Here is a 23,509-nt window from a genome sequence, read left to right as displayed (position 1 = left end):
CCGCCTTATTGGTTCGCCGTGGGGTTTAGGCGATGTGCGCTGCGTTGGCTCGCAGGTTCCTGGTTCGTGGTCCGGGTCCGCAGTCCTGGTTCAATTCAGGTCGGCAAATTCAGGCCTGCAAGCCAGCCGTCCTCAGTGGCCCGGCGAGGCGAGAGCGAGCCGGTTCGTCACGTCCGCGACGCCGCTCACGCCTTGCGCGCGCTGCGTGGCCAGCGCGATCTGCCCTTCTTCCGGCACCGTACCGGTAAGCGTGACCTTGCCGCTGCGTGCGAGCACCGTGAGGTGGGCTGTGTCGACGCCGCCGCCCTTCACGATCGCCTTGCGCACGGCACTCGCGAGCTTGCGGTCCGCGGAACGCATCGCCTTGCGTGCCACCGCTGCGCTGGACGGGTGCGCGGCGTGGTTTTCCACGGGAGGCGCGTAACCCGTTTCGTCCGCGTGGGCAGCAATGCCTGCGGTGGCCACGGCAGTCGCGGCAAGCGTCATCCAGAACTTCTTCATTGCTTTTCTCCTCGAGTGAACAGTCGTTGAACGGCATGTCGAACGTTAGTTCACCGAGGCTTAAAAGTCCTTGGATGCGGCTTAATCGTTGTTCCGACGCCTGATTGCTGCGTGGGTTCTTAGGCTGCGGCCGCTTCCTGGGCGAGCCGCACGGCACCGCTACCCGTAGCCGCGTGTTCCTGAATGAGCCGGTACACCGTCTCGCCCGGCACGGTCTCCACCTCGAGCAGCCGGTCCGCAATCTCGCGCAGCACCGGTTCATTCGCTTGCAGCAGCGCGTGGCACGCGTCGTTCAATTCGGCGAGCAGCACGTTCGCGTGGCCAATCGCGCCTTTGAGTTGCAAGCCCGCCACCTGCTGTGGAAGCGCCGCGAGGCTGAACAGGTTGCCGTCCGCGTTGAAGCCGAACTTCGAGACCATGTCGAGTCCGATGCGCGAGGCTTCCTGCAGGTCCTGCGCCGCGCCGCTCGACGCTTCGCCGAACACCAGCAGTTCCGCGTTACGGCCGCCCAGCAGCACCTGAATCTCGTTGCGCATTTCCGTTTCGCGGTACAGGTGCTTGTCCTGCGTCTTCGTGATGAGCGCCACGCCCAACGCGCCGCCGCGCGGCAGAATGGTCACCTCTTCCAGCACGCCGGTGCCGAGCAACGCGGCCACAAGGCCATGCCCGGCCTCATGCACGGCAATGCGCATGCGTTCCTCTTCGGAAAGCGCCCGCTCCGTGCCGTTCACGTCGCCAATGCGCGCAATCTTGATGGCCTCGATGAAGTGCGCCGACATCACTTCGTGGTCGCCGGCCTTGCGTGCGAGCAGCCCGGCCTGGTTCACGATCATCGAAAGCGTAGCCGGCGACAAACCTGTGGTGAGCCGCGCGAGCTGATAGAAGTCGATGCGGTCGATCGTCGTTTTCAGCTTCGTCGCGTAAAACCGCAGAATCTGCGCGCGGTCTTCGAGGTCAGGCAATCGCACGTTGACCGTGCGATCGAAACGCCCTGGCCGGCGCAGGGCTTCGTCGAGATTGTCCGGATGGTTCGTCGCGGCCACCACGATCACGCCTTCGTTGGACTCGAAGCCGTCCATCTCCGCGAGCAGTTGATTGATGATGCGGTTGCTCTCCGCTTCCACCGACCCACCGCCAGCGTCGGTGCGCTTGCCGAGGCCGTCGGCTTCGTCGATGAAGATCACCGTGGGTGCGTTCTTGCGCGCGAGTTCAAAGAGGTGCCGAACCTTCTGGATGCCCACGCCGTAGTACTTCGCACTGAAATAGCTGCCCGTGATGGAGATGAAGTTCGCGCCGCACTCGCCAGCCAGCGCCTGCGCAAGACGCGTCTTGCCGACGCCCGGGCCGCCCGTCATCAGCACGCCGCACGGGGCACGCACGCCCATGCTCGTGAACTGCGCGGGCGCCGCGAGATAAGCCTGCACGTCGGCGAGCGCTGCCTTGGCTTCGCCTGCGCCAATCACATCGCCAAAGCGCAGCGCGGGCGAACGTTCGAGCAGTTGCGCGCCGCCGCGCATTTCGCGCCGCATGAACCACGCGAGCCCGCCGATCATGACGAGCGGCAGAAAAAGGCTCAGCATGTCGCGCGTGCGGTCCACGACGCTGGTCCAGCGCGCGGCGCCGGTGCGAACGTCGGCGTCCGGCAGCCACACCAGTTGATACGGCGCGCGCGTTGCGTCCTTCAGTTCACCCAGCAGCAGCGCGTTCGAAAACGCGCCGTTATGGTCCGCCACGAAATACTGCTCGCCCGCCGTGGTGGACACCAGAATCGCATTGCGGCCCACGCCGATTGCCGCCACGTGCTGTTCGCGAATGTCGCTCAGCATGGCGGAGGCGTCTTTCTCGCGGCGCGTCCATGCCGATGCGTCGCTGCGCATCTGGCTTGCAATGCCTGTCAGCGCGGCCTGCGTGGCCGCGCCCTGCTGCTCGTGCCGCCAGTACGCAAACGTCGCGGTGGCGACGATCGCCGTTGCGGCGACGGCGAGCATGACGTGCCGGCCAATACGTGACCACAGCGAATTCCGTGCGGGTTTCATCAATCGATTCCAGATAGGGGCCGCATGTCGAACATGAGCGTGGAACCCGGGGAGAAGAGATGTGCGAAGGTGTGGCCGGCGCGCGCAGGCGTTTTACTCGCCTGGTTCATGCCCGGTACGGCAGGCCGTTCATGCAGGGGATGCGTGAACCGCCGCGCAGATCGAATCCCGGCCCGCGTGCAGGCCGCCTGGGTCTCAGCAAAGGAACATCGCGATTACGACCCTCATTAATCGCAGTGCACCATGGGCATTATGCCTGCTATCGCAGGGCTTCATAAGGCCCGAAAAAGCGAATTTTTCCCCGCTATTTCCCCGCTATTTCCGTATTCGGCATTTATTACGGACTACTGGCGCATGCTCGCCGCGCCCCACCGAGGCACAGCGCTTGCTCTACCACTGGACCGTCCGTGCACCGGCCGCGGAAGAGGAAACCATAAGGAGGTCACTCATGCTCTACTACGCTCTGGTCTTTTTCATCATCGCGATTATTGCCGCCGCATTCGGCTTCGGCGGAATTGCAGCGGGCGCGGCAAGTATTGCCAAACTGCTGTTCTTCATTTTCCTCGTCATCTTCATCGTGACGTTGATCATGGGCCTCGTCAGGCGTTAGGCACGGCTCACGTTTGACTTCCCTTGCGCGCCCCCGGCAGCGCGCGGCCCACGCCGCGACCTGCCGGGGGCGTGGTTTTTTTCGTCCGGCTCTCTCCTGCCCGCGCATTCCCTGCGCATCGCACATCGCGACGCATTCACAAGCGCGGGCCTCGTACGTTCATACGCATTGCCGACCGGCTTCGTGCGGTGGCGCGTATCGAACCGCTGTTCAAAGGAGAGACAACATGATCGTGGCTACATGGAACATGCAGGGCGGCGTCAACACGCCGTACATCAATCAGGTCGTGCAGCAAACCGGCGCGAACGTGCTGTGTCTTCAGGAATGCGGCAACCTTGCGGAACATCTGCAAGGACGTGCGCCCATCCTCAACGGCATGGGCGCGATCATCGGCTACACGGGCAACTTCCGTGTGGGGTATGGCTTCATGCAGTGCGTCTACTGGGAGAACGTGTGGGCGCAGGGCGGGCTTGCCGTACTGAGCAACATCGGCATCAACAACTACGGCATCCTGCCGCCCGCCGCCGTGCATGGCTACGTACCCACGAACCCGCGCGCCATGCCGTGGATTACCGTGCGCGACCCGTGGAACGGCAACGTCATCTCCGTCTACTCGATTCATAGCCCGCCCGTGGATGGCCTCCACACCACGCTTCAGCAAACCTGCGCCTGGAACAACACGCAGCTCGCACAGATCAACGCGATTGGCGGCACATGGGCCTGCGTCGGCGACTTCAACGCGGACCCGACCGTGCCGGGATTCGTGGCCCCGCCGGTGGGCAACATCGTGCGCGGCAATCGGGCGACGCAGCAAAGCGGGGGCATTCTGGATTACGCAGTCACCAACGCTATCGGCTTCGCGTATCAACAGCAGACCCAACTGGCGGGCGCGTCGGACCACTACCCGCAGGTGTTCACGTACTGAGGCACGCGAATCAGCGGTACGTCCATGCGCGATGAACGAGGAAGGTGGCCGGCGGCACGACGCAGGCCACCGCCGCGATGCCCGACCACGGCGCACCGCCTGCGAGTTGAACGCCACCCGAGACGAGCGCCGTCATCCCGAGTCCCAGCGCCGAGACCACGGCGAAGCGCCATGCGTTGCGCACGTCAACCGGCGCGGAGAAACTCCAGAGCGTATTCATCAGATAAGAGACGCCTGTCGCGCAGAGAAACGCGAGCACGTTCGCGAGCATGGGGGCCGCCTCTGCCTTCACGATCAGCATCATGGCCACCATCGCGTGAACTGCGGTGGCCATGACGCCGGAGACCCCGAAACGCAGCAGCTTCACAATGTCGCGCGCAGTCCACGCCACGATTTCAGGCTGCTTCATCGGCGGTCAGTACGGCAAGCAGCGAGACGCCGAATGGCAACGTATGTCGCGTCAGCCAGCGGCTTTCCGCCTGCATGGCTTGATAAAGCAGCGCGTTCACGGGCGGCACCGGAACGGCGTCGCCTGTCGATCGTTCGCGGCGCAATAGCCGGTCGGCCCAGCGCGCGGCCACCGCAAGCGGAAACAGCAGCGTGTTGAAGTAGGTCACGTGCTGCGTCTTGCACCCTGCAGCACGTGCGCAGTCTACGAGTGCTCTGCGGCTGTAGCGCCGGCAGTGATGCAGAAACACGTCGTGCGGACTCCAGAGCCATTGATACGCGGGCACCGTCACCACCATCGCGCCGCCAGGCGCGAGCAGCTTGCGCATCTGCGCGAGCGATCCCACGTCATCGGGAATATGTTCGAGGCAATCGAAGAAGCAGATCAGATCGAACTGCTGGCCATTGAACGGCACGTCGTCGGGGCAACGGCCAGCGCGAATGTCGAAGCGGCCACCGGTCTTGCGGTCCGTGAGCCGGCGTGCCGTCTCGTCCATCTCCAGGCCGCTCACATGCCCGAACTGTTCGAGCAGCGCGAGATTGCCGCCCGTGCCCGACCCCACTTCGAGCACGCGCGCCTGTTCCGGCAAGGCAAGGCGTTCCAGCACCGCGAGCAGCACGTCCCGGCGCCCCTTGAACCACCAGTGTTCGGCTTCCGTCTCGGCCATCTCGAGGTAGGCTTCGGGTGACATGTCGGTCTCCTCTATTTTTAATGGCCCGCCGCGCGCGTCCGCACACCCGCGCGGCGGCGAGCGAAGTCGGGGCGCAGGGCTTGAGCGGTGCGCAAATCGCTGCGTCCGGCGCGGTTCACGCGTCCAACAGGCAGCGGCGTGACCTTGCTGTGGGTCTGATAACGGCGGCGAATCAGATACACGGGACGTTCTTTCGACTCGTAATAGATGCGCCCGATGTACTCACCCACCACGCCGATTCCGATGAGTTCGATGCCGCCCATGAAAAGCAACACCGAGATCACGGACGCGTAGCCCGGCACAGGATTGCCGAACAGCAACGTGCGACCGATGATGAAACCGCCGTACACGAACGCGAGCAGCGCGATGACGAGCCCCACGTAGGTCCATGTGCGCAGCGGCACCGTGCTGAAACTCGTGATGCCTTCGAGCGCGAAATTCCAGAGCCGCCAGCCCGAGAATTTCGAGTGCCCCGCGGAGCGCGCCTCGCGCTCGTACTCCACCACCACGGTGCGATAGCCCACCCACGCGAAGAGCCCTTTCATGAAGCGCCGACGTTCGGGCAGACTGCGCAGCGCGTTGACCACCTGGCGGTCCATGAGCCGGTAGTCGCCCACGTTCTCGGGCAGCTTCACTTCTGACAGCAGGTTGTGCACGCGGTAATAGAGCCCGGCTGCGGTGCGCTTCGCAAACGAATCGCAGGCTCGATTGCTGCGCTTCGCCACCACCACCTCGGCGCCCTCGCGCCAGTGCGCGATCATCACGGGAATCAAACCCGGCGGATCTTGCAGGTCGGCGTCGATCGGAATCACCGCGTCGCCGTTTGCCTCGTCGAGGCCCGCCGTAAGCGCCGCTTCCTTGCCGAAGTTGCGTGTGAGATCGATCACGCGCACGCGCGCATCGCGTGCACTCGCCGCGACGAGTTGATCCAGTGTGCTGTCGTGGCTACCGTCGTTGATGCAGACAATCTCGAAGCGGATACCTTCTATGTCTTCGAGTACCGGCATAACGCCAGAAAAGAACTTCTCGACCGCTTCGCCCTCGTTGTAGAACGGAACCACCAGTGAAACGAGCGGTGTGTGGTTATGGTTCGACATGATGCTGCTCCCCGTATTGCTTGTATTGCGTGTGGTGTCGCCGCGCTTTGGGCGCGGCGGCGTTGTTCTTTCCAGGCGCTTCGTTGCGCGTACTTCGTCGTTTGTTCTTGTGCTTTATGGTTCACGCACCCGGCAAGGTTCGATCGTTATGGTTCGTCCTGTTCAATGCTTCACGGCCAGCGTCGGCCGCGCAGATCGGCTTCGTCCGCGATGGGCAGGCATGGCGACTCGCGTCGCTCATGGCTCATCCTCACCATCACGAGCCCGAGCGCGACGAGTGTGGCAAGCGCCATGAACTGCAACGGCACACGGCTCACCACGAGCAGCCCCGCGAGCGGCATCAACCAGAGCGCGGCGAGACATTCGCGCTCGCCCGCTCGCCATCCGCGCGCCAGCGCATGCCTCGCAAGCCACGCCGCGAATACCGCGTACCAGGTGAGGTCGTAGTCGTACAGGTAGGGGCTCACGAGCAGGCTGGCGCCAATCAATGCAGCGGCTCGCAATGCATAAGCGGCCTCGCGCGTCCATGCAAGAACGACGATGCCTGCGGCCAGCAACGCAGAGGCTCCCTGCAGGGCATAGGCGAGCGCAACCGGTGCGTGCGACAGTTTCGCCATGGCGAAGAACGTCGGCATGCGAGCTAACGGCGCCGGCCCGTTCTCCACGTAGCGGGCCATCATGCCGACGTTGGCTACGAACGACACCAGTGCGTCCGCACCGAAAGCGATCGCGCTCAGCGCGAGCAGCGTGGCCACGGTGACAAGCAATGCGGCAAGCGCACGCCACGCACGGCCGCATAGAAGCGCCAGCGGAAACAACACCGCCAGATGTGGCTTGATAAACAGCAGCCCGAAGCAAATGCCGGCCGCAACCGGGTGCCGACGCAGCAACATCAATCCTGTTGCTGCAAGCGCCGCGGTCAGCAGGCTGCTCTGGCCCATTGCGGCGGCAAGCAGCGCGGCGGGAAAAGCGGCCGCAAGAAAGACGGCGTCGCCACGCGGCACGATCGCCTTGATGGCGGCGACGAAACACAGCCAGGTGCCGCCGCTCCAGATCACGGCCGCCAGCGGATACGGCAAGAGCGCTACCGGCTGCATGAGCAGCAGCGCGAAAGGCGGGTACAACCAGGGCAACTGGCCGCCGGTCTCGCGCAGCGACGGCACGATGCTCTGCTCGATAGCGGCGAGCCGATCCAGTTGCCATGCCTCGCCGCCGTGTCCGTGCAACGCGAGCCACGACGCGCTCCACGTGGGCAGAAAGTCCAGCGCCAGCGGACTGAGACCAGGATGGCGCAACACATACAGGCGGTACAGATAAATGCCCGCGAACAGCAACTGGCAGGCAAGCACCGCAGCCGCGTAGATACGCACGCGCCGCCGGCCCAGCCAGTGCGGGCGTCGCCTCGGGCCCGCTACGGGCAACTCGGCCAATGGCCGGTTCCACGTAGGCGACAGCGCGTGACGGGCGAGCGGTCTCATGACATTACCTCCCACGCGACTCGAACCGCGCCCGCCGCATCGTCATCAGCAGCATGAGCAGGAGTACGACGGGACCAATCTGCGGAAACTTGAGCAACCGGTTGGCGCTCTCGTACACCGGCAGCAGCCAGCAGAGTGCAAGCACGGTTTGCTCGCCACGCAGCCAGCCTTTTTCGAAACCGCAAGCCGCGAGGCAGAAAACCGCGATGCCCAGCCACGCCAGTTCGTAGTGCCACACGTAGGGCGTCACCAGCAGCGTGGATACCGCAAGCGCGGCTGCGCGCAAACGCATATCGCGGCTCGTCATCCAGACACGCAAGGTGCCGATGGCTGCCACAAGTGCGACGAAGATCTGGACACCGTAGGAAGCGAATAGCGAAAGCCCTGCGAGACGCATCGTCGCGAAGGCCGAAGGCGACACAGTCCAGTACGACACACTATGTTGAAGCACCAGCTCGCGCACGATAGCGGTGCCGGCCGCGAACGCAGGTACCGACGCCGTGCCGCACGCAACGAGGCTCGCTGCCACCAGCACGAGCGCGCTCACCGCCGCACTCGCGAATACGCGCCAGTCACGCACGGCAATAAGTACGAACGGAAACAGCACGGCCATTTGCGGCTTGATGGCCAGCAGACCGATGCATACGCCGGCCCGCACCGGGCTGCGCGCCATCACGCCCATCGCATAGGCCGCGAGCGCCGCCGTAACCAGCGAGTTCTGCCCCAACATGGCCGCCACGAGCACGCCTGGAAACGCGAGCACGATCAGCGCGGCAAACCCGGGCCGTCCCAGATGCACCTTGAACGACGAAACCTCCAGCACGGTGGCGACAAACGCAGCGCAGCCCAGCACGGTGAACAGCAGGAGCGACGCCGCATAGGGCAACAGCGCAACGGGCGTCACCAGCATGAGCAACGTGGGCGGGTAAAGCCACGGAAGAAAGCCGTGGTTCATGTAACCGCCGAGCAGCGCGGTCTGCGCCTGCGCAAACGACGGATAGTGATAGACCGAGGCCGGCGTGCCGTGCAGCATCAGCCAGGACGCGGTCCAGAAGACGGAGTAGTCGATGCCGGGACGCGGCGCGTCCTCCTGCGTGAAGCCGCCGCTGATGTACGCCCATACCAGAAGCCAGATGACGGCGAGCGCGAGGGTTGCGCCCCCGTACAACACCACGCGCTCGCGGTTCAACCACCCGCTTCCGTCGTAACGGCTTCCGCCGTTTCGCGCTCCCCGATTCGCGACGTACATGATTCCCCGCATTCTTCGTTTGACGACCGGTTGGTCACACCGGCATTGCGCATTTCACGTCCGCGATGCAGACATCCCTTGCGTTCTGTTTTTGCTTTTCGTGCTACCTGTGTGTCACTTTTGTGTTGCTGTGTGCGCTGCCGAACATAAAGGCATAGCGCCGCGTTTTGCTCCGTGATAGTGCGTGTTTTTGCGTGGCTTCACGTGGCACTGTGTGCCCTCGCATTTCACTACGGATTACTACGCAACCTCACGTCTCCATCTTTCGTGCATGACGCGCGGTACTCCATTGTTAGAAAAAAAATGAGCGACTTGCAAGCCTGCGGGGTTTACACGATCGGGTTTCCTCTGACCTGAAAAGGCTAGAAATTGAGGGGTTTTGTGGCGTTGAGGACCATCAACCTGGCTAGCGTTGCAACCTTGAAACAATTCCGTTCGCTTCGCGCTTTGCAAAACCGGATAGCTATCTCCGCGCTACGTCGTCGCTGCCTCAGGGAAAGTCCCTGGCATATTTTTTGTGCCTTGCCAGGCAAGGCTTTCCGGCCGATTCGGGATGCCGCACGCAGCGCACCATTTTTCAAAATCGTTACCTTTTGTAACGCCCCGCCCACCTCGATTTTTCGTCGCATGCCTGAACAGCCCCGTCATTCCTGGTTTTTGGGAAATCTGGCCCACTGTTTGCAATAGGTTGGTCGCGCAAGTCGACGACGTGACGAACCGCGATTCACCAGTTCAACAGAGATACAACACAGAATCGCAAAGGCGTCGCCCTCGGGGACATTCGCTCATGCGGAGCCTGCCACCATGAAGGCAATCTCCCGCGTGAGGCGATGGTGGGTAGTCGTAGTCTTGCAGCAAGGCGCCGGTGCCGGCCGGACGCCACATACGATTGCAAGTCGGGGGATGAAGAAAATGAACAAGCATGTCACTACAAGGCTTTCCAGCCGCCACCGCAGCGAGACCGCCCATCGGCGCCCCGCTGCTTCCTTTCCTTCCTTGAGCGAACTGCCTCGCCGCTTCTGCGCGAGCGCCCCTGGGCGTCGCGTGCGGCTGGTGGTTTCGCACCCGCTTGCCAGTCAGACAGTGACGGTCGCCCAGACTGCCCGCAAAGGCATGTGCATGCGTGCACCTATGCCCTTGCGGACCGTCTGAGCTCCGCATGACCGGCGTCGTTTCTTCCGCTGTACCGCTGTAACGCGCAGTAAACCTGTAGTGCCAGTCGTTTCAACCCGCAAACCATTGATCTCAATGGTGTTTATTTAGTTATCCAAAAGGAGAAAGTCATGTCGAAGATCATCAACCTCGTCAAGCAAATCGTTCGCGACGAAGACGGTGTTACCGCCATCGAGTACGGCCTGATCGCTGCGCTGATCGCCGTCGTGATCATGGGCGCCGTTTCCACGGTCGGTACCGACTTGCAGAAGGTGTTCACCTCGATCGGCACCGATCTGACGGCAGCAACCTGAGGATGTGCATGTCGATGGGCGATTCGCGGGTTTCCCTGGCTCGTTTTCTCGCGAATCGTCCTCGACATCACATGGCCATCGCCGCTTGTCGCCATACGTGGATGTGAACCCGTAGACCAGGAGAGAACCGTCATGGAACGCTCGATCAACAGGACGCGTGCCGCGTCACGCACCGCAAGCCAGATGCGTTCGCGCCTCGCAACGCTTGTGAGCCGCGGCCTCGCAGCGCGCCTCGCATCCGCCGACGAAGGCGTGACCTCCATCGAATATGCATTGATCGGCGCGCTGATCGCCATCGTGATCATTGGTGCGGTCACGACGATCGGCACCGATCTGCAGTCGGTCTTCAACACCGTCGCTTCGGATCTCTGAGCGACACGTACCACGAAAGCACGACGAACGCGCCACGGAGAACGCCATGTACCTGCCCTTGCCGCCTCTGCCCGCCCAGCCGATTCCGCTGTGTGTGGCGCTGCTCGTGATCGTTGCGGCGAGCACGGACATCACGGCCCGACGCATTCCGAACATCGTCGTGGCAACGGGCCTCGCGGTGGCGCTCCTCGTTCAGTGCGCAATTCACGGTGCAGCAGCGGGTGCGCTGCTCTGGCTCACAGGGGCCGCAACCGGCTTCGCGCTGCTGCTGCCCTTCTATCTGTTGCGCGGCATGGCCGCAGGCGACGTCAAGCTGATGATGACCGTCGGCGCCTGGGTTGGCCCCGCACTCGCATTCCATATCGCGCTCGCGGCGTTCATTGCGGGCGGCATCGGGTCGGTTGCACTCGTCGTGTATCGCGGTCGGGCACGGCAGCTGGCCCGCAATCTGCGCGCCATTGCGCGCAACACATCGCAGGCAGTGCAAGACGGCGCCACGGGCCCGCGGCAACTGCCCGGCTCGGTGGGCACGATGCCCTACGGCGTCGCCATCGCAGCGGGAACACTGGGGATGCTGTTCGCGACGGTCGCATAGCGATGCACGCGAACACCAACACAACAGCAAGACTGACTCAACCAGGCAAGAACAGAACAAGCAAGCGGGGTAACGCGATGGATACGGACAACATCGGATACGAAGCGAGAGGCGGCGCGGCCGCGATGCGTGACGCTGCGCGAGACAGCACGCCCGCTGCCGACAGTCGCGCGAACGGCCACACAGATCACACGGCAGCCGATGCAGCGCGTACTCTGCGCGCGCCGCGCACGCTCGCGGACACGGGCCTGCCCGCCACCTTCGTCGCGGCCCTCGTGCTGAAGTCGACACACGTGCACGGCAAGTCGTGCTTCGCCGATCTCTCCGAACGGCACCGCCTGCCCATCAGCGTGCTCGACGACGTGCTGGCCCACCTGGTGCGCGAACGCCTTGCCGAAATCAGCCATCGCGGCGCAAGCGACGTAGACGTGCACCTGCGCCTCACGGACGCGGGCCGGGCCGCCGCGCACGACGAACTCGCCCGGTGCGCCTACTTCGGCCCCGCGCCGGTCACGCTGGAAAGCTATATCGATGGCATCGCGAACCATTCGGTTCGCTCGCTGCGAATCGTGCGCAACGACGTGCAGGCCGCGTTCCACAACATCGCAATCGACCCCACGGTGCTCGATGCCGCCGCCGCTTCGCTGAACGCGGGCCGTCCGCTGCTGTTGTACGGCCCCGCGGGCAGCGGCAAGACGTTCCTTGCCGAGCGTCTCGGCCGTCTGTTGCGCGGCGATGTGCCAGTGCCGTACGCCATCTACGCGGGCGGCGAAATCGTGCAGCTGTACGACCCGCTCGTGCATGAAGACGCTGCAGGCGAAGCGCCCGCGCAGCCCGGCGACCGCCGCTGGCGCCTGTGCCGCCGGCCCGTGGTGATCTCGGGCGGCGAACTCACGCTCGACATGCTCGACCTGCGCCGCGACGCTTCCACCGGTTTCTACCAGGCGCCGCCGCACATGAAAGCCAACATGGGCATCTACATCGTGGACGACCTGGGCCGCCAGCGCATCGAGCCGCGCGATCTGCTCAACCGCTGGCTTATGCCGCTCGACCGCAACTTCGATCTGTTCACGTTGCAGAACGGTTCGCGTTTTTCCGTGCCTTTCGATGTGTGGCCCGTGTTCTCGAGCAACCTGGAGCCGGCCGAACTCGAAGACGAAGCGTTTCTGCGCCGGCTGGGTTCGAAGATCTACGTGGGCCCGCTCGCCATCGACGACTACCGCGCGGTGTTCGAGTCCTGTTGCGCCGCGCTCGGCGTCGAGGCTCCGGAAGACGCTTTCGCCTACCTGGTGCATCGCCTGCATATTCCGTCCGGCAAGCCGTTCCTTGCGTGCTACCCGAACGATCTGCTGCGCCTCGTCGCCGCCGCCGCGTACTACCGCGGCGAACCGAAAGTCGCCACACAGGCCGCGCTGCGCGACGCGTGGTGCAGTTATTTCGGAGTTCTTCCTGACCACGACGGCATCCATCCGAGCGACGAAGAACGTGCCGCCCGCAAGCTGGCGTCGGGTTGATCCGCACCTAACCATGATCTGTCGAGGAGTCTTGCCATGAAAAACAGCCGTGCCCTTGCGATGCTTGCCGTCGCAATCCTGGCGGGTCTCGCCGCCGTCCTGTTCGCGTCGCGCTGGCTCGTGCAGAGCTCGTCCAGCGCCGTGACGCCCGTGGCCGTGGCCACAGCCGAGGTCAATCTGGGCGAGCCGCTCGGCCCGAGCCAGATTCGCGTCGTGAACTGGCCCAGCGCCAGCGTGCCGCCGGGTGCGTTCACGGATGCGAAGTCGCTGGAAGGGCGCGTGGTACGCACGAGCCTCGAACGCGGCGAGCCGGTGCTCGAATCGAAGCTCGCGCCCATCGGCACGAAGGGCGGCCTCTCCGCCGTGATCGGTGCAGGACGGCGCGCCATCACGGTCCGCGTGAACGACGTGGTGGGCGTGGCGGGCTTTGCGCTGCCGGGCAACTACGTGGACGTGATCGTGAACACGCAGGAACCCGGCAAGCCCGATTCGCCGCAGAGCATCTCGAAGATCGTGCTCGAAAAGATTCTCGTGCTCGCCGTCGCGCAGCAGGTGAGCCGCGACGACACGCAGCCGAAGGTGGTCAACGCGGTGACGCTGGAAGTGACGCCGGATCAGGCTGAGAAGCTCGATCTCGCACGCAGCGTGGGCACGCTCTCGCTCGTGCTGCGCAATCAGGTGGACCGCCAGACGCTGGACACGAAGGGCGCCACGAAGATCACGCTGCTCGGCGCAGCACCGGCCGCGCCGGCTTCGGCACCGGTCGCAGCGCCCGTGCATCCGGCCCGCGTGCGCTACGTCGCTCACACGCCGGTGAAGCGCGATTGCGTGGGCGTGCTGTCGGGCGTTGCCGGCAGCGTGGAATGTTTCTAGTACGAAGCAATGGCGACGTAAGACATGGACGCGCACGACCACGCGCCGCCGTCGAACGAAGCAGCAAACGAACTCAATGAAGTCGAATCCTGGTGCAAGTCACCGGGCACACGGGGGATCACGTCAATGGACACCACACAGGTATTTGAATCGCGGCGCCGCACGCACGCTTGCGTGATTCGCGGTACGGCGCTCGCCGCGGCACTCTTTGCCGCACTGCTCACCGCACAGGCCGGCGTGGCACAGGAAGCCGCTCTGCCTTCGAAGATGGCGGCCGCCCCGCTTCCCGCGACACGCGGCGCCGTACCGATGCTGGTCAGCATGGCCGCCATGCCGGCGGGCGCAGCAGCAGCCGCAGAAGCCGCCGCGCCGCTGCGCGGCCCGAACTGCACGGGCACCCTGCACGACGAGTCCAACGTGGTGGTGCCGGTCGGCAAGTCCACGCTCGTGCCGCTCGCCGAGCCCACGCGCAACCGCACGCTCGGCAACCCCAGCGTCGTGCAGGCCACGCTGGTTTCGCCGCGCACGTTGTACGTGGTCGGCATGTCGGTTGGGACCACGAACATGATCGTGCAGGGCAAAAGCGGTGCGTGCCAGATGATCAACGTGGTGGTCAATATCGACCCCTCGGGTTTGCAGCAGTCGCTCGCGCAGCTGATGCCCGAAGAGCCCAACATTCGTGTGGCGACGGCTGCGGGCAACCTCGTGCTCGCCGGGCGTGTGTCGAGCGCGGCGGCGGCCCAGCAGGCCATGCACATCGCGCAGGCCTTCGCGGGCGCCCAGCCCACGCAGCAGTCGCAATCGGCCACCTCCAGTTCGGGTAACGGCGCGTTCACGGCGAGCCAGCAGATGTCGAGCACGAGCAAGCCGTCCGAAGTCATCAACATGATGACCATCGACTCGCCGCAACAGGTGATGCTCGAAGTCAAGGTGGCCGAAGTATCGAAGACGCTCATGAACCAGATGGGCTCTGCGCTCAACATTCAGGGCGGCTTCGGTTCATGGACCGGCGCGGTGGTGAGCGACCTGCTCGCGGGCGTTTCCAGCGCTTTCGTTGCGAACAAGGCCAACAACCGGCCGTTTCGCGTAGCGATCGATGCGCAGAACACGGACCAGCCCGTGAAGATTCTCGCCGAGCCGAATCTCGTCACCATCAGCGGTCAGGAAGCCACCTTCCTTGCCGGCGGCAAGATCTTCATTCCCGTACCGCAAAGCAGCAGCACGGGCGCCACCACCATCACGTTGCAGGCCGAGGAATTCGGCGTGGCCCTCAAATTCACGCCCACCGTGCTGTCGAGCGGCCGCATCAACCTCAAGGTCGCTCCTGAGGTATCCGAACTTTCGGCCACGGGCGTGACGCTTTCGGCCACCAATGTCTCGAACGTATCAATCCTGCCGCTCATCACGACGCGGCGTGCGTCCACCACGGTGCAGATGGGCGACGGCGAAACCTTCGCGATTGGCGGCCTTATCAAGGACAACGTGTCCGGCACGTTGAAGGCGCTGCCCGGCGTGGGCGAAGTGCCGGTGCTGGGCGCGCTGTTCCGCAGCACGGCGTTCCAGCAGGACCGCACGGAACTCGTGTTCATCATCACGCCGCACCTCGTGAAGCCGCTTCAGACGAGCAACGTGCCGCTGCCCACGGACAGCTTCACCAAGCCCAACGAGGCCGACGTCTACGCTACCGGCGTGATGGAAGGCCGCGGCGGCGCCCGCAAGCTGCACGGCATGCCGGCCTCGCCGAACACGCCGCCGCAGCCGCAACCCGGCAACACAGGCGATACGGCACCTGGCCCGGTCTCGCGCAGCGACTCAGCGGCAAGCACGCAGGCGACTGTCCAAACAAACCCGCAAACAAGCCCGCAAGCAAACCCGCAGGCAGGCACGGCAGCCAGCGCACAGGCAACCAGCCAGCCGGTCGCGCCGGAGCCAGGCCCGGCGGCCGCTGCGCCGGCAGCAACAACGGCGCCCGCTGCACCGTCCGATGCCAGCACCGAAGTCCAGGTCTCGCGCATCGAAAACGAAGCCGCACGCATCGCCACACGCGAAGCCGGCACGCCGGGCCAGCCGGCCGACCACTGATGCATGCACTGTTCAAGGGGAACGTCATGAAACTCGCATTCTTCACTCTCGCGTCTCGCACCACGGCGGCCGTGGCCGCTGGCACCACCCTCCTCGCGCTGGGCGGCTGCATGACCAGCACGCCGATCTGGGACGCGCATTTCGGCGAGGCCGTACGCGCCGTCACGCAGGCCCAGATCATCGACCCGCACGCAGCCGAGCACGCCCAGGCCTCGCACGACATGGACGGCCGGGCTGCCGTCTCTGCCGTGGACGTCTATCAAAAAAGCTTCGATACGCCCACACCCTCGCCGAACGCATTCGTGATCGGCGTGGGTAGCGGTTCGGGCGGCGGCGCGGGCCAGTAACGTCAACGTGTGCGGGAGACTGTCATGCGTCGGAGATCTTCAATGAGCGCGCGGCGTGCCGCGCATCGCAAGGAGCGCGGAGCGGTGGCCATCGTCGTCGCGCTGGCCATCGCCGTGCTGATCGGCTTTCTCGGCCTCGCGCTCGATCTCGGCAAGCTGTACGTGGTGCGCAGCGAGCTGCAGAACAGCGCCGACGCGTGCGCCCTCGCCGCCGCGCGCGACCTGACGGGAGCCATCAATCTGTCGGTGTCCGAAGCAGCTGGCATTACGGCGGGCCACCTCAACTTCGCGCTGTTCCAGCAGAACGCCGTGCAGCTTTCCACCGACAGCAACGTCACCTTCAGCGACTCGCTGAACAACGCGTTCATGCCGAAGAGTTCAGTGGCCGCGCCCGCCAACATCAAGTACGTGAAGTGCACCACGCAGCTTACGGGCATTGCGAACTGGTTCATCCAGACGCTCAACATGATGCCCGGCTCGACGGTGGCGAACGCGTCCTCGGTCTCTGCCATGGCAGTGGCCACGGTGGGCGCAGCGCAAACCACCTGCGCCATTCCGGTGTTCATCTGCAAGCCGGGCACCGCAGGCCCGTCGAGTCCTTCGTCGTACACCATCGGGCAGTGGCTCACGGCCAAAACCGGCTCGCCGCCCACTTACGGTTCCGGCGACTTCGGCTGGGCCGCGCTGGACGGCAGCAACAGCGCGTCCGAAATCAAGAGCGAACTCACGGGCAACTACTGCTCGCTGCCTGCCACCGGCACGAGCCTCGGCTCGCCCGGCAACAAGGTGGCCGACTCGGCGGCATATAACACGCGCTTCGGCATCTACGCGAACCCGTATTCGCAAGCGGCCGGCACGCCCGACTTCACGGGCTACGCCTATACGTCCACGAACTGGAACGCCACCACGGGCAACGCGTACAGCGACTTCGTGAGCAAGCGGCAAACCTTCACCGCGTATCAGGGTGACTCCGCTGCGCAACTCAACACCAGCGGTTCGTACGCGCAGACTAGCTACTCCGCGGGCGCTGACCGCCGCCTCGCCCTCGCGCCGGAAGTGGACTGCACGCAGTTCCTCTCAGGCCACAGCGCCGCCGTCACCTCCTGGGACTGCGTATTGATGCTCGACCCCATGCAGTCGGGCGGCAGCGCGGGCCCCGTGCATCTCGAATACCGCGGCTCGTCTTCCGCCGCCGGCAGCCCGTGCGCCACGCAGGGCGTACCCGGCAACGGCAGCGCCGTAGGCCCGCAGGTTCCGGTGTTACTCCAGTAGAGGCAACCATGAACCGCCCCGCTCTTCGTGTTTCCCGCCGGCGCCGCACGCGTGGTGTCGCCACGGTCGAGTTCGCGCTCGTGCTGATTCCGCTGCTCATCATCGTGACGGGCATTGCCGAATTCGGCCGCGCCATCTATCAGTACGAGGCGCTCACCAAGGCAACGCGCGACGCGGCACGCTACCTGTCCACCTATCTGCCCACAGACCCCGCTTACCCGGTTGCGGCGGCCCAGTGCCTCGCGGTGTACGGCAGCACGACCTGCGGCTCGCAGGGCACGGAACTCGCGCCGGGGCTCACCACGTCGATGGTGGTGATCTGCGACGCGGCGCACACCGCGAATTGCAGCGATGCGTCGGACCCCGCGCAGTTCGCGAACGTGCCCACCTACGACACGAACAACGGCACGGCGAACCCGTCGTATCTGTCGGGCAGCATCAACCTCGTGGAGGTGAAGATCAAGGGCTACCCGTACCAGCCCACGCCGGCGTTCTTCACGCTGCCGCCCATCACGTTCAGCAACATCGTCACGATCATGAGGCAGGTGTCATGAAAACGCGCGCCCCTTACGTCACGCCTTCCGCCATGCGCTGCGCGAAACAGCGCGGGGCGACGAGCGTCGAGTTCGCGTTGATCTGCGCGATTCTCTTCACGCTGCTTATCGGCATCTGCGAGTTCGGGCGCGTGCTGTTCTACTGGAACACCGCGAGTGAGGCCGTGCGGCTCGGCGCGCGCACGGCCGTGGTCTGCGATGCGGGCGCGACCGTCGTGAAGACGCGCATTCAGTCGCTGCTGCCGCTGCTCGCCAGCTCCAAGGTCAACGTTGCCTATGCGCCGTCCGGCTGCGACTCCGACCCGTCCAGCGCGCGCAACAGCTGCACGATGGTCACCGTGAGCGTGACCAACCTCAGCGTGCAAACCATGATTCCGTTCGTTCCGTTGACGCTCTCCATGCCGCCGCTCACCACGACGCTGCCGCGCGAGAGTCTTGCGAGTTCAACGGGCGGCACCGTCTGTCAATAAATGCCTTCAACGCTACCAACGCCACCGGCGAGGTCCACCATCATGATGAATATCCTCGTTACCTCCGAAGACGCCGCGCGTCTCGCGCAGATCGCACGGCTCGCCGGCGACTGCGGCTTGTACCGCATCACGCGCGCAGCGGGCAAGCCTTCGCAGCTGGAAGGCCGGGCCGAGGGGCTCGACGCCTTCGACGCCCTGCTCGTGGACGCAGGCGCACTGCAAGCCGCGGAACTCGCCGTCATCGAGCGGCTTTGCCGCGAGCATCCGGGCCTCACCTGCATTCTGATAACAGCCGATGCTTCGCCGCAGACGTTGATCGAAGCCATGCGCGCCGGCGTGCGCGACGTGCTCGGCTGGCCGCTCGAACGGCAGACGCTTGCCGAAGCGCTCGAACGTGCCGCGGCACAGCGTCCGGCACGCAGCGCCGGCGACACGCACGACACGCAGTTCCTCTCGTTCATTTCCTGCAAAGGCGGTACGGGCACGAGCCTGATAGCGGGCAACGTCGCCTGGGAAATCGCGCAGATGCGCGACAAGCGCGTGCTGCTCGTGGACCTCAACCAGCAGTTCGGCGACGCCGCGTTTCTCGTCACCGACGAAACGCCGCCCTCCACGCTGCCGCAGATGTGCGCGCAGGTGGAGCGCATGGACGGCGCCTTTTTCGACGCAAGCGTGCTGCGCCTTTCGGAAAACTTCCACGTACTCGCAGGCGCGGGCGACCCGGTCAAATCGGCGGAAATTCGCGAAGACGGACTCGAATGGATTCTTGGCGTGGCCGCGCCGCGCTATGACTTCGTGATTCTGGATCTGGGCGTGTCCATCAACCGCCTCTCCATGATCGCGCTCGATCTCAGCGAGCAGATCCATCTCGTCCTGCAGGCAAACATGCCTCACGTGCGGGCTGCACGCCGCCTGCAGGAAATTCTCGTCTCGCTCGGCTACCCCGTGGACCGCATGCGGCTGATCCTCAACCGCTACGCGCGTTCGGGCGAGCGCGCCCGCGCGGCGCTGGAAGAAGTGCTGGGCCTGCGCGCGTGGCAGACCATTCCCGACGACGAGAGCGTGGTGACCGAGGCCATCAACCAGGGACTGCCCGTCTCGAAACTCGCACGCAGCAGCAACGTGGCGCGCAGCCTGCAACGGTACGCCAACCAGATCGTGGAAGCCGCGCGCCCCGGCAACCAGGCCGCGGCGCGAGGCGAACCGCTTTTTGCGCGCCTGCTCGGCCGCGGCGCGTCGCCCAGGGCAGCAACCAGCTTGCCGCCGAAGGCGACGCCGAAACTCAGAACCATGTAAGCCCGAATCGAGGAGACCGCCATGTCATTGCGTGACCATATTTCGCTCCAGCGTGTGGCACCCGTCGCAGGATTGGCCGACGCGCCGCGCCCCCACAACGGTGCCGCGCGTGAAGCGTGGCAGAAACTACGCCGCGAGATTCACCTCGCGGTACTGGACCGCGTGGAACTGGAACGTCTTTCGCGTCTGCCTGCGGACCAGGTGCGCCAGGAAATTGCGACGCTGGTGAGCCGCATTCTGGACGAACAGAAGCTGCCCACCAACGACCTCGAACGCAAGCAGCTTGCCATCGACGTGTACGACGAGATGTTCGGCTTCGGTCCGCTCGAAACGCTGCTGCGCGACCCGAGCATTTCGGACATCCTGGTGAACACGTATCAGCACACCTACGTGGAGCGCAACGGCCGGCTCGAACTCACGGACGTCACGTTCTACGACGACGCGCACCTCATGAAGGTGATCGAGAAGATCGTCTCGCGCGTGGGCCGGCGCATCGACGAGTCAAGCCCGATGGTGGACGCGCGCCTGCCGGACGGCTCGCGCGTCAACGCCATCATTCCGCCTTCCGCAGTGGACGGGCCGCTGCTTTCCATCCGGCGCTTTTCTGTCAATCCGCTGCAGGTGTCCGACCTCGTGCGGCTGCAAAGCCTCACGCCGCCCATTGCCGAGGTGCTCGAAGCCCTTGCGCGCGCGAAGGTCAACATTCTCGTTTCGGGCGGCACCGGCAGCGGCAAGACCACGCTGCTCAATATCCTTTCGGGATTCATTCCGGAATCCGAACGTATCGTGACGATTGAAGACGCGGCGGAACTGCAACTGCGTCAGCAGCATGTGCTGCGGCTCGAAACGCGGCCGCCCAACATTGAAGGCAAGGGCGAAATCACGCAGCGCACGCTGGTGCGCAACGCGTTGCGTATGCGTCCGGACCGCATCATCCTGGGCGAAGTGCGCGGCGCCGAAGCGCTCGACATGCTCAACGCAATGAACACGGGTCACGAAGGGTCGCTCGCCACCATTCACGCGAACACCCCACGCGATGCACTGACGCGCCTCGAAAACATGATCGGCTTGGTGGGCCTCGCTCTGCCGCCGAAAACCATGCGTCAGCAAATCGCCTCGGCCATCTCCGTAGTCGTGCAGGCCGCGCGCCTCACCGACGGGCGCCGCAAGATCGTGAGCATTCAGGAGATCACCGGCATGGAAGGCGACATGATCAACATGCAGGAGATTTTCACGTTCAAACGCACGGGGCTCGACGCGAACGGAAACGTGCGCGGCTACTTCTGCGCAACGGGCGTGCGGCCGAAGTTCACCGAGCGGTTGCAGGCGTTCGGCATCAACTTGCCCGATGCGATCTACGATCCGTCGCGCCATTTCGAAACCGCGTGACCGAAGGAGCTTCGCATGGACCCGACCTTCTACGCTTTCGTCATCCTGCTGTTCGTCGCGGTAGTGCTCGCGTTCGAGGGCCTCTATCAATGGTGGAACAGCCGTCACGGTCCGGCCGCGCGGCGCATCGAAGCGCGCATTCGCGCGATGTCCGCCGGCGGGCAGGTGCACAAGGAGCAGCTTTCCATCCTCAAGGACCGCATGCTGAACGAGGCGCGTCCGTTCGACCGTCTGCTGCTGCGCGTGCCGCGCATCCACTCGCTTGACCTCGTGCTCCAGCAGTCGGGGCTCGGGTGGTCCGTGGCCAAACTCGCGGGCGTGTCGGTCGCCATGGCCTCCGTGGCGCTGGCCGTGACGTCGATCCTGCCCGTGCCGATGCTCTATGCCGTGCTCGCAGCGGCAGGCGCCGCGTTTCTGCCCTCGCTCTTCGTGATGCGCAAGCGCACGAAGCGGCTCGCGAAGCTCGAACGTCAGTTGCCCGAAGTGTGCGACATGATTGCGCGCGCGCTGCGCTCAGGCCACGCGTTCACGAGCGCCATCGGCATGGTGAGCAGCGAATTCGCCGAGCCGATGGGCGGGGAATTCCGCATCACGTTCGACGAGATCAATTACGGCGTCTCGCTTCAGGAAGCGCTCTTGAATCTCGCCGCACGCGTGCCGGTTCGCGACCTGCGCTACTTCGTGATCGCGGTGCTGATTCAACGCGAGACCGGCGGCAATCTGGCCGAACTGCTCGACAGCATTGGCAGCCTGATTCGCGAGCGCTTCAAGCTGTTCGACAAGATTCGCGTGCTTTCCGCGGAAGGCCGGCTTTCCGCCTGGATACTGGGCCTGCTGCCGTTCGGCACGGCGGCGCTGATGATGCTGGTGAACCCTTCGTTCCTCGAAATTCTCTGGAAGGATCCGGCGGGGCTGAAGCTGGTTGAAACGGTGTTGCTTTCGATGGTCTCCGGCGTGCTGTGGATGCGCCGCATCATCCGTATCCGTGTCTAGCGCGTTTCGCTGCGCATTTGCCGTAACCGCTTGCTCAAGGAGTCGCCATGCAAACCCTCAATTCCACGCACCTGCTCTTGCTGGGCGGCGTGTTCGTTCTCGTGTTCGCCGCTGCGTTCGGCGCCATGCTCGTATTCGCGCCGCGCAGCATGGAGCGCCGGCTTGCTCAGGCGGGCGCGGCACCGCAAGGTGGGGGGCCCGCTGCCGATATGCCGTCGGGCACGCCGGACTGGGTCGCGAAGCTTGCCGAGATCGCGCAGCCGGTCTCCAGGCTTTCGCTACCCAAAGAAGGCTGGGAGAATTCGCCGCTGCGGCTCAAGCTCATGAACGCGGGATGGCGCACGCCGCACGCCGCGGGCATCTACCTTGCCGCCAAAACGCTGCTCGCGTTGGTCCTGCCCACCATCGCCACGCTCGTGCTGATCCACACGCCCCTCGCGCAAAAGCCCTATGGGCTCTCGGCGATGCTCGTGGTGCTCGGCGCGTTCGGCTATTACCTGCCGAACGGCGTGCTGTCGCGGCGCGTCGCGGCGCGGCAGCGTGTGATCTTCGAAGACTTCCCCGACGCGCTCGATCTGCTGACCGTATGCGTGGAAGCGGGTCTGGGTCTGGATGCCGCGCTCATCAAGGTGGCCGAGGAACTGCGCCACCGCAGCAAGGTCGTGGCGGACGAACTGGAACTTACGCTGCTTGAAATGCGTTCGGGCTTCACGCGTGAAACGGCGCTGCGCAATCTCGCGCTGCGCACGGGCGTGGAAGACATCGATTCGTTCTGCACAATGCTGATTCAGGCCGAACGCTTCGGCACGAGCGTGGCGGATTCGCTTCGCGTGCTCTCCGACATGCTGCGCACGCGCCGCCGCATGCGCGCCGAGGAACGTGCGGCGAAGATCGCGCTGAAGCTGCTGTTTCCGCTGATCTTCTGCATTTTTCCGGCGCTGCTGACGGTGCTGTTGGGGCCGGCGTTTATCAATATTTATCGTGTGTTGTTGCCTACGTTGACGGGGCAGTGAGGGGCACGATTGGGGATGGCGCCTTGACCTTGACTATGCCGTGGAATGAGTGGTATGGGGCGCCTTCGATCTGGTCCGGGAGAAGCTTGTCTGCCGTTGATGACCGCTATGCCGCCTGGATGGCGTTGCCCGTGTTGCTGGTCATCCCATGGCGCACCCCGTGATGCCGTCCTGGTGCGACGGCAGACTGTGGCCTGGCTGCTCGAAGGTGACCGCTCCTTCGACGCAGACGCCGCTG

Annotated in this window: 23 protein-coding genes; 16 read left to right on the top strand and 7 right to left on the bottom strand. The window is 64.6% G+C overall.

Going from position 1 to position 23,509, the window contains the following annotated elements; translation table 11 throughout:
- Positions 1-132: 132 nt before the first annotated feature.
- Positions 133-501 carry a BON domain-containing protein gene (locus tag PXJ20_RS19985; RefSeq protein ID WP_421032006.1) on the bottom strand — a complete coding sequence of 123 codons (369 nt, stop codon included), beginning with the start codon at positions 499-501 and terminating at the stop codon, positions 133-135.
- Between the two features lie 119 nt (positions 502-620).
- Positions 621-2,537, bottom strand: a complete 1,917-nt coding sequence (locus PXJ20_RS19980) for an AAA family ATPase (protein WP_421032005.1) — start codon at positions 2,535-2,537, stop codon at positions 621-623.
- A gap of 448 nt (positions 2,538-2,985) precedes the next feature.
- Here PXJ20_RS19980 and PXJ20_RS19975 point away from each other — a divergent pair, with 448 nt between their 5' ends.
- Positions 2,986-3,147, top strand: a complete 162-nt coding sequence (locus PXJ20_RS19975; protein ID WP_017775244.1) for a DUF1328 family protein — start codon at positions 2,986-2,988, stop codon at positions 3,145-3,147.
- A gap of 226 nt (positions 3,148-3,373) precedes the next feature.
- Positions 3,374-4,072, top strand: a complete 699-nt coding sequence (locus PXJ20_RS19970; protein ID WP_126879098.1) for an endonuclease/exonuclease/phosphatase family protein — start codon at positions 3,374-3,376, stop codon at positions 4,070-4,072.
- Positions 4,073-4,082: 10 nt separating this feature from the next.
- On the opposite strand, the gene PXJ20_RS19965 is transcribed toward PXJ20_RS19970, so the two are convergent.
- From PXJ20_RS19965 to PXJ20_RS19945, 5 genes are all read right to left on the bottom strand, one after another.
- On the bottom strand, positions 4,083-4,481 hold the full coding sequence (locus PXJ20_RS19965) for a GtrA family protein (protein WP_421032004.1): 399 nt from the start codon (positions 4,479-4,481) through the stop codon (positions 4,083-4,085).
- Positions 4,468-5,211: a class I SAM-dependent methyltransferase gene (locus PXJ20_RS19960; RefSeq protein ID WP_421032003.1), complete on the bottom strand. Its 744-nt coding sequence runs from the start codon at positions 5,209-5,211 to the stop codon at positions 4,468-4,470. The genes PXJ20_RS19965 and PXJ20_RS19960 overlap by 14 nt, the downstream gene beginning before the upstream one ends.
- Positions 5,212-5,228: 17 nt before the next feature.
- Entirely contained in the window at positions 5,229-6,308 is a 1,080-nt protein-coding gene (locus tag PXJ20_RS19955; protein WP_017775240.1) for a glycosyltransferase, read from the bottom strand.
- A gap of 170 nt (positions 6,309-6,478) precedes the next feature.
- The gene (locus PXJ20_RS19950; protein WP_421032002.1) at positions 6,479-7,786 is read right to left on the bottom strand and encodes a glycosyltransferase family 87 protein; all 1,308 of its coding nucleotides are present in this window, start codon (positions 7,784-7,786) and stop codon (positions 6,479-6,481) included.
- Between the two features lie 4 nt (positions 7,787-7,790).
- Positions 7,791-9,035, bottom strand: a complete 1,245-nt coding sequence (locus PXJ20_RS19945) for a glycosyltransferase family 87 protein (protein WP_421032001.1) — start codon at positions 9,033-9,035, stop codon at positions 7,791-7,793.
- Positions 9,036-10,318: 1,283 nt separating this feature from the next.
- Here PXJ20_RS19945 and PXJ20_RS19940 point away from each other — a divergent pair.
- The 14 genes from PXJ20_RS19940 to PXJ20_RS19875 all read left to right on the top strand — a co-directional run bounded on the left by PXJ20_RS19940 (position 10,319) and on the right by PXJ20_RS19875 (position 23,271).
- Entirely contained in the window at positions 10,319-10,501 is a 183-nt protein-coding gene (locus PXJ20_RS19940; RefSeq protein ID WP_413215195.1) for a Flp family type IVb pilin, read from the top strand.
- Positions 10,502-10,684: 183 nt separating this feature from the next.
- The gene (locus tag PXJ20_RS19935) at positions 10,685-10,873 is read left to right on the top strand and encodes a Flp family type IVb pilin (protein WP_081601858.1); all 189 of its coding nucleotides are present in this window, start codon (positions 10,685-10,687) and stop codon (positions 10,871-10,873) included.
- 46 nt (positions 10,874-10,919) lie between these two features.
- The gene (locus PXJ20_RS19930; protein WP_199540744.1) at positions 10,920-11,468 is read left to right on the top strand and encodes an A24 family peptidase; all 549 of its coding nucleotides are present in this window, start codon (positions 10,920-10,922) and stop codon (positions 11,466-11,468) included.
- Positions 11,469-11,545: 77 nt separating this feature from the next.
- The gene (locus PXJ20_RS19925) at positions 11,546-12,982 is read left to right on the top strand and encodes an ATP-binding protein (protein WP_421032000.1); all 1,437 of its coding nucleotides are present in this window, start codon (positions 11,546-11,548) and stop codon (positions 12,980-12,982) included.
- Between the two features lie 36 nt (positions 12,983-13,018).
- A complete protein-coding gene (gene cpaB / locus PXJ20_RS19920; protein WP_413215197.1) occupies positions 13,019-13,855 on the top strand; it encodes a Flp pilus assembly protein CpaB in 837 nt (278 codons plus the stop codon).
- Positions 13,856-13,981: 126 nt separating this feature from the next.
- Positions 13,982-15,937, top strand: coding sequence for a type II and III secretion system protein family protein (locus tag PXJ20_RS19915; protein WP_421031999.1), 1,956 nt, complete (start codon positions 13,982-13,984; stop codon positions 15,935-15,937).
- Between the two features lie 26 nt (positions 15,938-15,963).
- Positions 15,964-16,284 carry a hypothetical protein gene (locus PXJ20_RS19910; RefSeq protein ID WP_421031998.1) on the top strand — a complete coding sequence of 107 codons (321 nt, stop codon included), beginning with the start codon at positions 15,964-15,966 and terminating at the stop codon, positions 16,282-16,284.
- A gap of 24 nt (positions 16,285-16,308) precedes the next feature.
- The gene (locus tag PXJ20_RS19905) at positions 16,309-17,556 is read left to right on the top strand and encodes a pilus assembly protein TadG-related protein (protein WP_421031997.1); all 1,248 of its coding nucleotides are present in this window, start codon (positions 16,309-16,311) and stop codon (positions 17,554-17,556) included.
- Positions 17,557-17,564: 8 nt separating this feature from the next.
- On the top strand, positions 17,565-18,110 hold the full coding sequence (locus tag PXJ20_RS19900; protein WP_017775229.1) for a TadE/TadG family type IV pilus assembly protein: 546 nt from the start codon (positions 17,565-17,567) through the stop codon (positions 18,108-18,110).
- Positions 18,107-18,580, top strand: a complete 474-nt coding sequence (locus PXJ20_RS19895) for a TadE/TadG family type IV pilus assembly protein (RefSeq protein WP_017775228.1) — start codon at positions 18,107-18,109, stop codon at positions 18,578-18,580. Before PXJ20_RS19900 ends, PXJ20_RS19895 begins: the two co-directional genes overlap by 4 nt.
- Positions 18,581-18,622: 42 nt before the next feature.
- Positions 18,623-19,876 (top strand): AAA family ATPase, encoded by a 1,254-nt coding sequence (locus PXJ20_RS19890; protein WP_017775227.1) that lies wholly within the window; start codon positions 18,623-18,625, stop codon positions 19,874-19,876.
- 21 nt (positions 19,877-19,897) lie between these two features.
- The gene (locus tag PXJ20_RS19885; RefSeq protein WP_017775226.1) at positions 19,898-21,265 is read left to right on the top strand and encodes a CpaF family protein; all 1,368 of its coding nucleotides are present in this window, start codon (positions 19,898-19,900) and stop codon (positions 21,263-21,265) included.
- Between the two features lie 15 nt (positions 21,266-21,280).
- Positions 21,281-22,258, top strand: coding sequence for a type II secretion system F family protein (locus PXJ20_RS19880; protein WP_199540751.1), 978 nt, complete (start codon positions 21,281-21,283; stop codon positions 22,256-22,258).
- Positions 22,259-22,305: 47 nt separating this feature from the next.
- Positions 22,306-23,271, top strand: coding sequence for a type II secretion system F family protein (locus PXJ20_RS19875; protein ID WP_421031996.1), 966 nt, complete (start codon positions 22,306-22,308; stop codon positions 23,269-23,271).
- The last annotated feature ends 238 nt before the right edge of the window (positions 23,272-23,509 follow it).

The sequence above is a fragment of the Paraburkholderia sp. A1RI_3L genome (assembly GCF_048957895.1).
GTDB classification, from domain to species: domain Bacteria; phylum Pseudomonadota; class Gammaproteobacteria; order Burkholderiales; family Burkholderiaceae; genus Paraburkholderia; species Paraburkholderia kururiensis.
The sequence above is the reverse complement of the archived record's forward strand: the minus strand, read 5'-3'. Positions and strand labels throughout refer to the sequence as shown.

Bases quoted from the DNA above. Each gene is read 5' to 3' on its own strand.
- PXJ20_RS19985 (WP_421032006.1), bottom strand. From the start codon at position 501: ATGAAGAAGTTCTGGATGACGCTTGCCGCGACTGCCGTGGCCACCGCA.
- PXJ20_RS19980 (WP_421032005.1), bottom strand. From the start codon at position 2,537: ATGAAACCCGCACGGAATTCGCTGTGGTCACGTATTGGCCGGCACGTC.
- PXJ20_RS19975 (WP_017775244.1), top strand. From the start codon at position 2,986: ATGCTCTACTACGCTCTGGTCTTTTTCATCATCGCGATTATTGCCGCC.
- PXJ20_RS19970 (WP_126879098.1), top strand. From the start codon at position 3,374: ATGATCGTGGCTACATGGAACATGCAGGGCGGCGTCAACACGCCGTAC.
- PXJ20_RS19965 (WP_421032004.1), bottom strand. From the start codon at position 4,481: ATGAAGCAGCCTGAAATCGTGGCGTGGACTGCGCGCGACATTGTGAAG.
- PXJ20_RS19960 (WP_421032003.1), bottom strand. From the start codon at position 5,211: ATGTCACCCGAAGCCTACCTCGAGATGGCCGAGACGGAAGCCGAACAC.
- PXJ20_RS19955 (WP_017775240.1), bottom strand. From the start codon at position 6,308: ATGTCGAACCATAACCACACACCGCTCGTTTCACTGGTGGTTCCGTTC.
- PXJ20_RS19950 (WP_421032002.1), bottom strand. From the start codon at position 7,786: ATGAGACCGCTCGCCCGTCACGCGCTGTCGCCTACGTGGAACCGGCCA.
- PXJ20_RS19945 (WP_421032001.1), bottom strand. From the start codon at position 9,035: ATGTACGTCGCGAATCGGGGAGCGCGAAACGGCGGAAGCCGTTACGAC.
- PXJ20_RS19940 (WP_413215195.1), top strand. From the start codon at position 10,319: ATGTCGAAGATCATCAACCTCGTCAAGCAAATCGTTCGCGACGAAGAC.
- PXJ20_RS19935 (WP_081601858.1), top strand. From the start codon at position 10,685: ATGCGTTCGCGCCTCGCAACGCTTGTGAGCCGCGGCCTCGCAGCGCGC.
- PXJ20_RS19930 (WP_199540744.1), top strand. From the start codon at position 10,920: ATGTACCTGCCCTTGCCGCCTCTGCCCGCCCAGCCGATTCCGCTGTGT.
- PXJ20_RS19925 (WP_421032000.1), top strand. From the start codon at position 11,546: ATGGATACGGACAACATCGGATACGAAGCGAGAGGCGGCGCGGCCGCG.
- cpaB (WP_413215197.1), top strand. From the start codon at position 13,019: ATGAAAAACAGCCGTGCCCTTGCGATGCTTGCCGTCGCAATCCTGGCG.
- PXJ20_RS19915 (WP_421031999.1), top strand. From the start codon at position 13,982: ATGGACACCACACAGGTATTTGAATCGCGGCGCCGCACGCACGCTTGC.
- PXJ20_RS19910 (WP_421031998.1), top strand. From the start codon at position 15,964: ATGAAACTCGCATTCTTCACTCTCGCGTCTCGCACCACGGCGGCCGTG.
- PXJ20_RS19905 (WP_421031997.1), top strand. From the start codon at position 16,309: ATGCGTCGGAGATCTTCAATGAGCGCGCGGCGTGCCGCGCATCGCAAG.
- PXJ20_RS19900 (WP_017775229.1), top strand. From the start codon at position 17,565: ATGAACCGCCCCGCTCTTCGTGTTTCCCGCCGGCGCCGCACGCGTGGT.
- PXJ20_RS19895 (WP_017775228.1), top strand. From the start codon at position 18,107: ATGAAAACGCGCGCCCCTTACGTCACGCCTTCCGCCATGCGCTGCGCG.
- PXJ20_RS19890 (WP_017775227.1), top strand. From the start codon at position 18,623: ATGATGAATATCCTCGTTACCTCCGAAGACGCCGCGCGTCTCGCGCAG.
- PXJ20_RS19885 (WP_017775226.1), top strand. From the start codon at position 19,898: ATGTCATTGCGTGACCATATTTCGCTCCAGCGTGTGGCACCCGTCGCA.
- PXJ20_RS19880 (WP_199540751.1), top strand. From the start codon at position 21,281: ATGGACCCGACCTTCTACGCTTTCGTCATCCTGCTGTTCGTCGCGGTA.
- PXJ20_RS19875 (WP_421031996.1), top strand. From the start codon at position 22,306: ATGCAAACCCTCAATTCCACGCACCTGCTCTTGCTGGGCGGCGTGTTC.